The sequence below is a fragment of the Streptomyces cyanogenus genome, assembly GCF_017526105.1.
Lineage (GTDB): Bacteria > Actinomycetota > Actinomycetes > Streptomycetales > Streptomycetaceae > Streptomyces > Streptomyces cyanogenus.
Genome location: NZ_CP071839.1, coordinates 4,975,001 through 4,988,087 on the forward strand (window position 1 = coordinate 4,975,001; position 13,087 = coordinate 4,988,087).

A 13,087-nucleotide genomic window follows, 5' to 3' on the forward strand; every position below is an offset into this window, starting at 1 on the left:
AGCCTAAATATTCCCTGGTGACCGATAGCGGATAGTACCGTGAGGGAATGGTGAAAAGTACCGCGGGAGCGGAGTGAAATAGTACCTGAAACCGTGTGCCTACAAGCCGTGGGAGCGTCGGACATCAGCTTGCTGGTGTCTCGTGACTGCGTGCCTTTTGAAGAATGAGCCTGCGAGTTTGCGGTGTGTTGCGAGGTTAACCCGGGTGGGGAAGCCGTAGCGAAAGCGAGTCCGAATAGGGCGATTTTAGTAGCACGCTCAAGACCCGAAGCGGAGTGATCTAGCCATGGGCAGGTTGAAGCGGAGGTAAGACTTCGTGGAGGACCGAACCCACCAGGGTTGAAAACCTGGGGGATGACCTGTGGTTAGGGGTGAAAGGCCAATCAAACTCCGTGATAGCTGGTTCTCCCCGAAATGCATTTAGGTGCAGCGTCGTGTGTTTCTTGCCGGAGGTAGAGCACTGGATAGGCGATGGGCCCTACCGGGTTACTGACCTTAGCCAAACTCCGAATGCCGGTAAGTGAGAGCGCGGCAGTGAGACTGTGGGGGATAAGCTCCATGGTCGAGAGGGAAACAGCCCAGAGCATCGACTAAGGCCCCTAAGCGTACGCTAAGTGGGAAAGGATGTGGAGTCGCACAGACAACCAGGAGGTTGGCTTAGAAGCAGCCACCCTTGAAAGAGTGCGTAATAGCTCACTGGTCTAGTGATTCCGCGCCGACAATGTAGCGGGGCTCAAGCGTACCGCCGAAGTCGTGTCATTGCAGCATAAGCCCCAACGGGTGTTGTGATGGGTAGGGGAGCGTCGTCTGCCGGGTGAAGCGGCACTGGAAGGTAGTCGTGGACGGTTGACGAGTGAGAATGCAGGCATGAGTAGCGATACAAACGTGAGAAACGTTTGCGCCGATTGACTAAGGGTTCCTGGGTCAAGCTGATCTGCCCAGGGTAAGTCGGGACCTAAGGCGAGGCCGACAGGCGTAGTCGATGGATAACCGGTTGATATTCCGGTACCCGCTGTGAAGCGTCAAACATCGAGCATCGTGATGCTAAGGCCGTGAAGCCGTTCCGGACCCTTCGGGGAAAGGAAAGTGGTGGAGCCGCCGAACCAAGCGGTTAGTAGGTGAGTGATGGGGTGACGCAGGAAGGTAGTCCATCCCGGGCGGTGGTTGTCCCGGGGTAAGGGTGTAGGACGTCAGGTAGGTAAATCCGCCTGGCAATAGTCTGAGACCTGATGCCGAGCCGATTGTGGTGAAGTGGATGATCCTATGCTGTCGAGAAAAGCCTCTAGCGAGTTTCATGGCGGCCCGTACCCTAAACCGACTCAGGTGGTCAGGTAGAGAATACCGAGGCGTTCGGGTGAACTATGGTTAAGGAACTCGGCAAAATGCCCCCGTAACTTCGGGAGAAGGGGGGCCACGCCTGGTGATCGGATTTACTCCGTGAGCTGGGGGTGGCCGCAGAGACCAGCGAGAAGCGACTGTTTACTAAAAACACAGGTCCGTGCGAAGCCGTAAGGCGATGTATACGGACTGACGCCTGCCCGGTGCTGGAACGTTAAGGGGACCGGTTAGCTCACTTTCGGGTGGGCGAAGCTGAGAACTTAAGCGCCAGTAAACGGCGGTGGTAACTATAACCATCCTAAGGTAGCGAAATTCCTTGTCGGGTAAGTTCCGACCTGCACGAATGGCGTAACGACTTCTCGACTGTCTCAACCATAGGCCCGGTGAAATTGCACTACGAGTAAAGATGCTCGTTTCGCGCAGCAGGACGGAAAGACCCCGGGACCTTTACTACAGTTTGATATTGGTGTTCGGTTCGGCTTGTGTAGGATAGCTGGGAGACTGTGAAGCAGGCACGCCAGTGTTTGTGGAGTCGTCGTTGAAATACCAGTCTGGTCGTGCTGGATGTCTAACCTGGGTCCGTGATCCGGATCAGGGACAGTGTCTGATGGGTAGTTTAACTGGGGCGGTTGCCTCCTAAAGGGTAACGGAGGCGCCCAAAGGTTCCCTCAGCCTGGTTGGCAATCAGGTGTTGAGTGTAAGTGCACAAGGGAGCTTGACTGTGAGACCGACGGGTCGAGCAGGGACGAAAGTCGGGACTAGTGATCCGGCGGTGGCTTGTGGAAGCGCCGTCGCTCAACGGATAAAAGGTACCCCGGGGATAACAGGCTGATCTTCCCCAAGAGTCCATATCGACGGGATGGTTTGGCACCTCGATGTCGGCTCGTCGCATCCTGGGGCTGGAGTCGGTCCCAAGGGTTGGGCTGTTCGCCCATTAAAGCGGTACGCGAGCTGGGTTTAGAACGTCGTGAGACAGTTCGGTCCCTATCCGCTGTGCGCGTAGGAGTCTTGAGAAGGGCTGTCCCTAGTACGAGAGGACCGGGACGGACGAACCTCTGGTGTGCCAGTTGTTCTGCCAAGGGCATGGCTGGTTGGCTACGTTCGGGAGGGATAACCGCTGAAAGCATCTAAGCGGGAAGCCTGCTTCGAGATGAGGACTCCCACCCACTTGATGGGGTAAGGCTCCCAGTAGACGACTGGGTTGATAGGCCGGATCTGGAAGCACGGTAACGTGTGGAGGTGACCGGTACTAATAGGCCGAGGGCTTGTCCTCAGTTGCTCGCGTCCACTGTGTTGGTTCTGAAACCACGAACAGCCAACGGTTGTTGATTGTTTCATAGTGTTTCGGTGGTCATAGCGTGAGGGAAACGCCCGGTTACATACCGAACCCGGAAGCTAAGCCTCACAGCGCCGATGGTACTGCAGGGGGGACCCTGTGGGAGAGTAGGACGCCGCCGAACAATTTTTGAGAAAACCCCCGCATCGCAAGATGCGGGGGTTTTCTGCGTTTAGGGTGACCCCATGCGCTATGACCTCGTCATCTTCGACAACGACGGTGTCCTCGTGGACAGCGAGCCCATATCCAACCGGCTCCTGGCCGCCTATCTGACCGAGTTGGGGCATCCCACCTCCTACGAGGACTCCATCCGCGACTACATGGGGTCGGCGATGCACCGGATCCATGAGCTGATTCTGGAGCGGACGGGACAGCGGCTGCCGGTGGAGTTCGACGAGGTCTTCCACCGGCGGGTGTTCGCCGCGTTCGAGCGGGAGTTGCAGCCCGTGCCCGGCGTGCCCGGCGTACTGGCGAAGCTGGCCGCGGACGGAGTGCCGTACTGCGTGGCCTCCTCGGGGAGTCATGCGCGCATCCGGGCCGGGCATCGGGTGACCGGCCTCGACCGGTGGTTCGCCGAGGAACGGATCTTCAGCTCGGAGGACGTGGGGCGGGGCAAGCCGGCGCCGGATCTGTTCCTGTACGCGGCCGAGCGGATGGGGGTGGCCCCCGAGCGGTGCGTGGTCGTGGAGGACTCCCCGCTGGGCGTCCAGGCGGCCGTGGCGGCCGGGATGGACGTGTACGGGTTCACCGCCATGACACCGGCGGCGAAGCTCGCTGCCGCCGGCCAACTCTTCCCGGCCATGGATGAGTTGGCTGACCTGCTGGTATGACCCCGGTCGGCGGGTCCGTGCTGACATTTGTCATGCGGAGCACCGGACGATCGTTTCTACTGCGGGACCCCGCCCGGGCGCGAAGCTTGGGGGCATGACGAAGAACACGGGGAACCAGGACCGGCAGCCGGGCGCGCTGGACAACTTCAAGCCGCTGCTCATCGATGTGGCGGTGCCACTCGGCTCCTACTACCTGTTCAAGGACGCCTTCGGCATGAGCACCTTCGCGGCGCTCGCCTGGAGCAGCGTGGTACCCGCGGTGCGGACGGTGTGGGGCCTCGTCAAGGAGCGCACGACCAACGCGCTGGCGGGTCTCATCCTCGTCGTGAACGTCGTCTCGCTGCTGCTGAGCTTCGTGTCGGGCGACCCGCGGCTGATGCTGGCCAAGGACAGCGGCGTCAGCAGCACGGTGGCCATCGCGATCCTGTTCTCCGTCCGGTTCGGCAAGCCGATGATGACCGCCGGCATGAAGCCCTTCCTGGTGAAGGGAGACGCGGCCAAGGAAGCGGCCTGGCAGCGGCTGATGTCCGGGTCGGCGGCCGGGTCGGCGGCCTTCCGCTCCAGGGAGCGGGCGTTCTCCCTGGTGTGGGGTCTGGCCCTGCTCGCCGAGTGCGTGGTGCGGGCCGTGGGCGCGTACACCATTCCTGTGGACACCATGGTGTGGCTGGGCTCCGTCATCCTGGTCGCTGCGATGGCGATCGGTGTCGTGGTCAGCGGGGGGCTGGCCGTCGGGCCGATGGAGCGGATGCTCGCGGCCGAGGTGGAGGCCTGCCGGACGGAGCAGCCCGCGCCGGCCCTCGCCGCCTGAGCACCGATCAGGCGCGCCGAAGCTGAGGGAAATTCATCTTTGGCTGGATCTACCCACAGGTAGCCCGGGGCCCTACTCTCGCCGCCATGACTGATGTGCTGCGGCGCGGCAGGGCCTCGCTCGCGTTCGGCTTCTTCGCCCAGGGCGTCGCCTTCGCCCTGCTCGTGACGCGCATCCCGGCCGTCCAGGACCGGTACGGCGTCTCCGACGCGCTGCTGCCGGTCTTCCTGGCCGCCGTGCCGGTCCTCGCCGGTGTGGGCAGCGTGACCACCGAGCAGCTGGTGAAGCGGATCCGGCCCAGCCGGCTGCTGCGCTGGTCCCAGCCGGTGGTGCTGCTGGCGCTGCTCGGCGTCGGGGCGGGCGGCCACGGGCAGGTGGCCGCGCTCGCGGTGGCGCTGGGCGTGTTCGGCCTGGCGGTGGGGGCGCTGGACGCGTCCATGAACATGCTCGGGGTCAGTCTCCAGCGGTCGTACGGGCGCAGCATCATGCTCGGCTTCCACGCCGCCTACAGCCTGGGCGGGATCCTCGGGGCCTCGCTGGCCTGGGCCGGGGCGCACTGGCACCTGGCGCTGTGGGTGTCGTACCTGCCGGTGGTGGCCGTGCTGCTGCCGGCGACGCTGGTGGGGAGCCGGTGGTACGTCGACGCGGAGCCCGCGCCGGCGGCGGAGCGCAGCGGGGAGCGCGGGACGGTCGTCTTCAGGCTGCTGCTGCCGCTGTGCCTGGTGATGACCTTCGCCTACATCGGGGACTCGACCGTCTCCAACTGGAGCGCGAAGTACCTGAAGGACGTGCTGGGCAGCTCGGAGCAGCTGGCGACCGTGCCGTACAACGTGTACATGGTGACCACGCTGGTGGGGCGGTCGCTCGGGGACCTCGGGGTACGGCGGTTCGGGGCGGTGGCGGTCGTACGGCTGGGGGCGCTGGTCGCGGCCGGCGGGTTCGCGGTGGTGGCCGTGGCGCCCGGCGCGTGGGTGGGGATGCTCGGGTTCACCCTGTTGGGGCTGGGATTGTGCGTGCTGGTACCGCAGACCTTCGCGGCGGCCGGGCGGCTGTTCCCGCATGCCTCCGATGCGGCGATCGCGCGGCTGAACATCTTCAACTACGTGGGTTTCCTGATCGGTTCGCCGTTGGTGGGGGCGCTCGGGGACGCCTGGAGCTACCGGGGGGCCGTGCTCGTGCCGATGGTGTTGGTCCTGGTGACACTGGGGTACGCCAGGTCGTTCGCCGCTCAACCGGACCGATACGGTGGCGGGCATGAGCGGCCGCGCACAGCTGATGTGGGACGAGGGAGTAACGGGCTATGACTTCGGTCCGAGCCATCCGATGGATCCGGTTCGGCTGGAGCTGACCCGACGGCTGGTCGGTGCCTTCGGGCTCGACCGGGAACTGCAGGTCGTCGCGGCGAAGCCGGCCGGCGAGTCGACGCTCCGGCTGGTCCACCGGCAGGACTACATCGACGCCGTGAAGGCCGCGTCCGCGGATCCGGCGGCGGCGGACGTGTCGTACGGGCTCGGTACGGTCGACGATCCCGCGTTCGCCGGTATGCACGAGGTGTCCGCGCTGATCGCGGGCCAGTCGGTGGGCGCGGCCGAGGCGGTCTGGCGGGGGGACGTCCAGCACGCCGTGAACTTCGCGGGCGGGCTGCACCACGCGATGCCGGGCGGGGCGGCCGGGTTCTGCGTCTACAACGACGCCTCGCTGGCGATCGCCCGGCTGCTGGAGCTGGGGGCCGAACGGGTCGCCTACGTGGACGTCGACGTGCATCACGGGGACGGGGTGCAGGCCGCGTTCTGGGAGGACCCGCGGGTGCTGACGATCTCGCTGCACGAACATCCCCGGACGCTGTTCCCGCAGACCGGGTGGCCGCAGGAGACCGGGGCGGGCGCGGGGGAGGGAGCCGCGGTCAACGTGGCGCTGCCGGCCGGGACCGGGGACGCGGGGTGGGTACGGGCCTTCCACGCCGTGGTGCCGGAGCTGCTCGCGGAGTTCCGGCCGCAGGTCCTGGTCTCCCAGCACGGGGCCGACACGCACTTCGAGGACCCGCTCGCGCATCTGGCGGTCTCGCTGGACGCGCAGCGGGCGGTGCAGGTGGCGTGCCACGAGCTGGCGCACGAGTACGCCGGCGGCCGGTGGGTCGCGCTGGGCGGCGGCGGTTACGCGGTGGTGGACGTCGTACCGCGGTCCTGGACGCATCTGGTGGGGATCGCGGCGGGGAAGCCGGTGGCGCCGGAGGCGGTGATCCCGGAGGGGTGGCGCCGGGAAGTGTTCGCGCGGACCCGGCAGTTGGGGCCGCAGCGGATGACGGACGGGCGGTGGCCGGTGGGGTACGGGGCGTGGGAGGACGGCTACGATCCCGCCGACCGCGTGGACCAGGCCGTACTGGCGACACGGCGAGCGGTGTTCCCGCTGCGGGGGCTGCTCGCCTAGCGCCGCCCGCCGCTGCCGTCCGGGGCGGGCCGCTCGCCCGCGCCGGCGGGGCGTCCGGTTCGGAGTGGCGCCGCCGTGCCCGTCGAGGCTGTGCCTGTCTGGCCGCCCCGGGGCACGACTTTCCGTGGTTCCGTGGGTGCCCGGCAGGCATGCCGTCATGAGGGTGTCATTAGGCCAACCGTGCGGGATTCCCCCGTTTCCGCCCCTGCCCCGCTCCTCCTCGGCCACCATCGCATCCGTGTGGACCGCCGCTCGTCTCCGTGCGCATCTGGTGGCTGCTCGGCTGGCCGGGGTCGTGGCGACGTCGCGGGAGGCGAGCCTGCGGAGTTATCGGCTGTTCGCCGCGCGGGACCCGCGTGTGCTGATCGGGATCGATCCCGAAGGCGCCTGGGAGGCCCGGGACTTGCTCGGGTTGATGGCGGAGAGGTGCGGGGTTTCGGCCGATCCGCTGTACACCTCCGGGCCCGACGCGATCGATCCGGACCGGACGCTCGCCGCGCTGGACGCCTTCGCGGGGCGGATCCGGGAGGCGGCCCGGCGCGGTGCGCCCGTGCTGCTGGGCACCGGGCACCCCCACCGGCTGCTGGGTTTCTACGCCGGACTTGCGGACGCGTTGTCGGCGGCGGGATGTGAGGTCCTCACCCCAGCGCAGGGTCGCTGTGTCGACATATTGACCCGGTTCGGTCTACGCACTCATCGCCTCGACTACGTACGAGGGGTTGCCCTGGTGCGGGAACCGGCGAGCGAGCGCCCCGGTTGTGAGCCGGGTGTCCACAGCCACTCGCCGCTCCCGGTTCGCGTCGCGCTCGACGCCGCGGCGGAGGCCGGCGGGCCGCTGCCCGAGCTCGTCGTCGGTGACCACGGCTGGGTCTGCGGTGCAGGTCAGCTGGGGTTCGAGACCATCGGGCTGGCCGACACCGACGATCCCGCGCTGTTCGTGGGGGAGGCCGAGGGGCGGGTGTCCGTCGTCGTTCCGGTTGATGACGCAGTGCGGTCTGCTCACTACTGGCCGCTGACCCGCTACGTGCTCAATCGGGCATGTCTGTCACAGTAGGCCGCCGATGGGTGCACCTCTTCCCCACTCGCATCACCCGCCCCTAGTCTGGGGAGTGAGCACGCAGCGACGAAGAGTCACCGGAAGGGGAAGCCGGTGGCCGTCGAGTGCGGAAGGTTCAGGTGTGTCATGGCTGCAGCTGGCGAGAGGCCTCTGAACGAGGTTCAGTTCCTTACCGTGGCGGAAGTCGCCTCGGTGATGCGAGTGTCGAAGATGACCGTGTACCGCCTGGTGCACAGCGGTCATCTGCCCGCGATCCGGGTGGGACGGTCGTTCCGCGTCCCGGAGCAAGCGGTACACGAGTACCTCCGCGACAGCTACGTGGGGGTGGAGACGGCCTGACGACTGCCCCCGGGTGAGCCGGGGGTGGCCCTCGATTACGACCTCGGCGCTCGGTTGGGTAGGCTAGCCCCTCGTAGGTCGTGTGGGCCCATGGCGCCCAAACAACCGAGTGATGAGAAGTGAGCGAGGGTAGTCGTGGGCTCTGTTATCAAGAAGCGGCGCAAGCGGATGGCCAAGAAGAAGCACCGCAAGCTGCTCAAGCGCACGCGCGTTCAGCGCCGTAACAAGAAGTAAGCGGCGCCGCGAGAGCGTGACAGCTGTGGCCCCCCACCGGGTACCGGTGGGGGGCCACAGGCATGTTCCGGGGTGCCCCGGCATATTCCGATGGGGGAAATTCAGTCACCTCACGCACCCGGGGTCATCACAGCGCAACATCGACCGGCTAGGTTGGCCGCAGATGGGAACGCGGGATACCGGTTACGCGGAAGGAAGGCGCTGATCTTGGGAAGGATCGTGCTCGTCACCGGAGTGGCCCGGCAGCTGGGCGGCCGGTTCGTACGGCGGATCCAGCGGGACCCGGAGGTCGACCGTGTCATCGCGGTGGACGCGGTACCCCCGGCGCACCATTTGGGCGGGGCCGACTTCATCCAGGCCGACATCCGGCTGCCGACGATCGCCCGGGTGCTCGCCGAGACGGGCGCCGACACGGTCGTCCACATGGACGTGACGGGCACGGCGCTGGGCGGCGGCAGCCGGGCCACGGTCAAGGAGACCAACGTCATCGGCACCATGCAGCTGCTCGGCGCCTGCCAGAAGTCGCCGACCGTGCGGCGGCTGGTGGTGAAGTCCAGCACGAACGTCTACGGCTCGGCGCCGCGTGATCCGGCCGTGTTCACCGAGACGACCCCGCCCAAGTCGCTGCCCAGCGGCGGCTTCGCGAAGGACGCCGTCGAGGTGGAGGGGTACGTGCGCGGATTCGCGCGGCGGCGGCCGGACGTCGCCGTGTGCGTGCTGCGGTTCGCCAACATCCTCGGACCGGCCGCGGACACCCCGCTCGCCTCGTACTTCGCGCTGCCCGTGCTGCCGACCGTGTTCGGCTACGACCCGCGGCTGCAGTTCGTGCACGAGGACGACGTGATCGAGGTGCTGCGGATCGCCTCCCACGAGCCGCGCCGGGGCACCCTCAACAGCGGCACCTTCAACATCGCCGGGGACGGCGTGCTGCTGCTCTCGCAGTGCTCCCGGCGGCTCGGGCGGCCCACCGTGCCGCTGCTGCTGCCCGCGGTCACCTGGACCGGCTCCCTGGTCCGTACGCTCGGTATGACGGACTTCTCACCGGAGCAGATCCGGCTGCTCACCCACGGGCGGGTGGTGGACACCGTCCAGATGCGCGAGACGCTGGGCTTCACCCCCCGCTACACGACGGCCGAGGCCTTCGCGGACTTCGCGCGCGGCCAGGCCCCCGGGCTGCTGCCGCCGCAGACCCTCGCGGGGGCCGTGGACCGGCTCGCCGCGCTGACCGCGAAGGCAGGCGGCCACCCCCAGACGCACGGCGCCAACTGAGGAGAGCGGCAACGATGGCGGACGCCAAGGTCATTCCGTTCGACGACGACCGGTCCCGCGGGAGCGCCGCACAGCGCCCGGCGCGGCGCCGGAGCGCGGGGAGCCGGCGCGGCGCGCTCGGGGAGCCGGGCGAGATGGGGGCCGTGCAGCCCCTGCCGGGCCGGGAGCGGGGGCAGGATGATGGCCCTGTGAGCCGCGAGGAGGAGCCGTCGGGGCCGTCGCAGGACGGCGGCCGGGACGGTGGCCTGGAGCGGCGGGTGGCGGCCGGGCTGGCCTTCCTGCGGCGCCGGCTCACCGGGGACTACGAGGTCGACGACTTCGGGTACGACGAGGAGCTGACCGACCAGGTCCTGATGTCTTTGCTGCGGCCGGTGTACGAGAAGTACTTCCGGGTCGAGGTGAAGGGCGTCGAGAACATCCCGGCCGAGGGCGGGGCGCTGATCGTCGCCAACCACTCCGGGACGGTGCCGCTGGACGGCCTGATGATGCAGGTGGCGGTGCACGACCACCATCCGGCCGGCCGGCACCTGCGGTTGCTGGCGGCCGACCTGGTCTTCGTGCTGCCGGTCGTGAACGAGCTGGCCCGCAAGCTGGGGCACACGCTGGCCTGCGCGGAGGACGCGGAAGGGCTGCTGGGCCAGGGCGAGCTGGTCGGGGTGATGCCGGAGGGCTTCAAGGGCATCGGGAAGCCGTTCGGCGAGCGGTACAAGCTCCAGCGGTTCGGCCGGGGCGGCTTCGTGTCCACGGCCCTGCGGCAGGGCGCGCCGATCATTCCCTGCTCGATCGTCGGGGCCGAGGAGATCTACCCGATGATCGGCAACGCCAAGACGCTGGCCCGGCTGCTGGGCTTCCCGTACTTCCCGCTGACGCCGACCTTCCCGTGGCTGGGCCCGCTGGGCGCGATCCCGCTGCCGACGAAGTGGACGATCCAGTTCGGCGAGCCGATCCCGACGGAGGGCTATCCGCCGGAGGCGGCGGAGGATCCGATGCTGATGTTCAACCTGACCGACCAGGTGCGGGAGCAGATCCAGCACACGCTGTACAAGCTGCTGGTGCAGCGCCGGTCGGTGTTCTTCTGACATCCGCGTACGTACGGCACCGGGGGCGCCCCTGCTCGGAAAGGGGCGCCCCCGGTGCCGTGGCCGTACCGCGCTAGTCCGCGTCCTGTCCGTCGACGCCCAGGCCTGGGAGCAGGTCCGGGATGAGCGGCGGGATGGTGACGTCCGGCTGGCCCGTGGGGGACTTGCCGGCGGACGGGGAGCTGCCCTCGGACCCGGTCTTCGGCGGGTCGAGCAGGCCGCCCGTGTCGCCGCCGATGAGGCCGTCGCCGCTGCTGCCGGTGGCCGGCCCGCTCGGCGTGCCCGTACCGCTGTGCTTGCCGGCGGACGGGGTGTTGCCGGAGGAGCTGGGCTCGGTGGACCGGTGGCCGCCGGAGGAGCCGGTGGACGCCGGTCCGGAGCCGCCCGGGTGCCTGCTGTCGCCCGGCCGGGCCGGTGGTTGCGGCAGTCTGGACTGCAGCGGGGCGACCTCTTCGTCTATGGCGTCGAAGACCGAGGACACCTGCTGTTTCACGTCGCCCAGCTGCACCGGCAGCTTGCTGCTGAGCGCGCTCCAGGCCTCGCGGTGGGATCTGGAGAACGTGGACAGCGCCTGGATGGGACCGAGGGAGTCCGGATCGGCCGCGTAGGCCGCGTGGAGCAGCCGGTGGCCCTCGGTGACGTCGTGCTGCATCCCGGACAGGGTGCGGCGGATCTCGCCGATGGACTCGTGGTCCAGGTGGCCGCCCCGGCCGCGCTCGAGCAGCCGGCGGGCCTCGCTCAGCCGGGTGGAGGCCTGGTCGAGGTAGGTCTGGCCGCGCTGGTCGTCGCCGTCGGTCAGGTAGTTGAGCTTGAAGTCCTCGATGCCGCGTTTCAGGCCGTACAGCGAGTCGCCGGGCAGGGCGTCGGAGCTGGCGGCGGCGACCCCGCCGAAGGCCCCGGCGGCCACGCCCACGCTCAGCCCGCCGGCCGCGAGGCCCTTGGTCAGTCTGGTGCGCGGGCGGAGTTTGCCCAGCGGGCTCGCCCGGTGCGCGCCCCTGGCCCGGTGGGACCGCTGTCCCGGTACCGACGCGTCCGCCGCCCCGGTTCCCTCCTGGAGCATGGCCTCCATCGCGGCCACCAGTTGGGCCCGCTGGACGACCTTCACCTCCGGGTCGAGCTGCGGCTTGGGCAGTGCGCCGAGACCCGCCGCCAGGGCCAGCAGCGCGCCCCGTTCGGTGTGTTCCTCGGCGGTCGGCGGCGATTCCGCCGGTGCTGCGGACTGCTCGGCCGCCGTGTCCCGGTCGGACTGCTCCTCCAGGGCCTGGGCGAAGGCGTTCGCCCGCCGGTGCGCCGATACGTTCGCGATCACTGGCGGCACCTCCTCTCGTCATGACGGTCGACTCCCCAGGGGGTCCTGAGGGTTGCACGCCCACGACCACTTCACACGATCGAGCGATCGGTTGGCCAGGACGTGACCACAGGGAGCCTGTATCCCGCACAACGACTGGCGCGGCACTTGGGTTACGGACGGCGGATGAACGGATCGGAAAGGCAGCGCGGGCTCACCGCCGGTGAGTCGGGTGCCGCCCGGTGGGTGGTCAGCGGGCGTCGTCCGGCAGCAGCCGGGCGAGGGTGCGTACGGCCCGGTACTGGAGCGTCTTGATGGCGCCCTCGTTCTTGCCCATGACCCGGGCGGTCTCGGCGACCGAGAGGCCCTGGAGGAAGCGGAGCGTCACGCACTCCTGCTGCTGCGGGTTGAGTCGCCGTACGGCCTCCAGCAGGGCGGCGTTCGACAGGGACTCCAGGACGGAGTCCTCCGGGGAGCGTTCGACCTCGTTGGCGTCGAGCATCTCGCCGGTGGTGACCTCCAGCCGGAAGCGGCTGGACTTGAAGTGGTCGGCGACCAGGTTCCGGGCGATCGTCACCAGCCACGCCCCGAAGTCGCGGCCCTGCCAGGTGAAGGTGCCGATCCTCCTGAGAGCCCGCAGAAAGGTCTCGCTGGTGAGGTCCTCGGCGGTGGCCCGGCCGCCCACGCGGTAGTAGATGTAGCGGTAGACGGTGTCGCTGTACTGGTCGTAGAGCCGCCCGAAGGCCTCGGCCTCCCCCGCCTGGGCGCGTTCGACGAGGTCCATCATCCGGGCGCTGTCGCTGTCGGCGGCCGGACGGCGGGCGGTGGCCGCGCCGGTGGCACGCCCTCGTCTGCCGACGGCGGCGCTGCCCTCGGCCAGTGCGTAGCACGGGCCTGCGGGCGCGGCGCCGGCGAAGGCCGGGACGGCGTACGCGGTGGGGACGAAGCCGCGCAGCGTCTCTTTGACCGCCGCGATCCATGCGCGCAGCGTAGCCAGGCCCGAGGCGTCAACCCCGACGTGTGGGTACACGGGACTCCCAGAGGCAGAGCTTCCATCACGTGCAGTACGGGACCTTTCACCC

11 protein-coding genes and 2 rRNA genes (1 of these 13 only partly in view) are annotated in these 13,087 nt (G+C 68.3%); 11 read left to right on the forward strand and 2 right to left on the reverse strand.

The features are described 5' to 3' along the window. The 11 genes from S1361_RS22355 to S1361_RS22405 form a co-directional block, all read left to right on the forward strand. Window positions 1–2,611 (forward strand): 23S ribosomal RNA (locus S1361_RS22355) (it extends 510 nt beyond the left edge of the window). A 70-nt stretch (window positions 2,612–2,681) separates the two neighbouring features. Then, a 5S ribosomal RNA gene (gene rrf / locus S1361_RS22360) occupies window positions 2,682–2,798 on the forward strand. Between the two features lie 61 nt (window positions 2,799–2,859). After that, complete coding sequence (locus S1361_RS22365) at window positions 2,860–3,504, forward strand: HAD family hydrolase (RefSeq protein ID WP_208033579.1); 645 nt, start codon at window positions 2,860–2,862, stop codon at window positions 3,502–3,504. A gap of 94 nt (window positions 3,505–3,598) precedes the next feature. Continuing rightward, a complete protein-coding gene (locus S1361_RS22370; protein WP_208033580.1) occupies window positions 3,599–4,312 on the forward strand; it encodes a VC0807 family protein in 714 nt (237 codons plus the stop codon). Window positions 4,313–4,398: 86 nt separating this feature from the next. After that, window positions 4,399–5,616, forward strand: a complete 1,218-nt coding sequence (locus S1361_RS22375; RefSeq protein WP_208033581.1) for an MFS transporter — start codon at window positions 4,399–4,401, stop codon at window positions 5,614–5,616. Further along, on the forward strand, window positions 5,567–6,739 hold the full coding sequence (locus tag S1361_RS22380; RefSeq protein ID WP_208033582.1) for an acetoin utilization protein AcuC: 1,173 nt from the start codon (window positions 5,567–5,569) through the stop codon (window positions 6,737–6,739). Before S1361_RS22375 ends, S1361_RS22380 begins: the two co-directional genes overlap by 50 nt. A 238-nt stretch (window positions 6,740–6,977) precedes the next feature. Then, complete coding sequence (locus S1361_RS22385; protein ID WP_243769263.1) at window positions 6,978–7,793, forward strand: phosphatase; 816 nt, start codon at window positions 6,978–6,980, stop codon at window positions 7,791–7,793. Window positions 7,794–7,922: 129 nt separating this feature from the next. Further along, window positions 7,923–8,135 (forward strand): helix-turn-helix domain-containing protein, encoded by a 213-nt coding sequence (locus S1361_RS22390; RefSeq protein WP_121791081.1) that lies wholly within the window; start codon window positions 7,923–7,925, stop codon window positions 8,133–8,135. Window positions 8,136–8,270: 135 nt separating this feature from the next. Next, window positions 8,271–8,369 (forward strand): 30S ribosomal protein bS22, encoded by a 99-nt coding sequence (locus tag S1361_RS22395; protein ID WP_003948845.1) that lies wholly within the window; start codon window positions 8,271–8,273, stop codon window positions 8,367–8,369. A 207-nt stretch (window positions 8,370–8,576) separates the two neighbouring features. Continuing rightward, the gene (locus tag S1361_RS22400; RefSeq protein ID WP_208033583.1) at window positions 8,577–9,638 is read left to right on the forward strand and encodes an NAD-dependent epimerase/dehydratase family protein; all 1,062 of its coding nucleotides are present in this window, start codon (window positions 8,577–8,579) and stop codon (window positions 9,636–9,638) included. A 14-nt stretch (window positions 9,639–9,652) separates the two neighbouring features. Continuing rightward, window positions 9,653–10,717: a lysophospholipid acyltransferase family protein gene (locus S1361_RS22405; RefSeq protein WP_208033584.1), complete on the forward strand. Its 1,065-nt coding sequence runs from the start codon at window positions 9,653–9,655 to the stop codon at window positions 10,715–10,717. A 73-nt stretch (window positions 10,718–10,790) separates the two neighbouring features. On the opposite strand, the gene S1361_RS22410 is transcribed toward S1361_RS22405, so the two are convergent. Continuing rightward, window positions 10,791–12,026, reverse strand: a complete 1,236-nt coding sequence (locus S1361_RS22410; RefSeq protein WP_208033585.1) for a DUF5667 domain-containing protein — start codon at window positions 12,024–12,026, stop codon at window positions 10,791–10,793. A 229-nt stretch (window positions 12,027–12,255) separates the two neighbouring features. Then, window positions 12,256–13,035 (reverse strand): ECF subfamily RNA polymerase sigma factor, BldN family, encoded by a 780-nt coding sequence (locus S1361_RS22415; protein WP_208033586.1) that lies wholly within the window; start codon window positions 13,033–13,035, stop codon window positions 12,256–12,258. Window positions 13,036–13,087 lie beyond the last annotated feature (52 nt).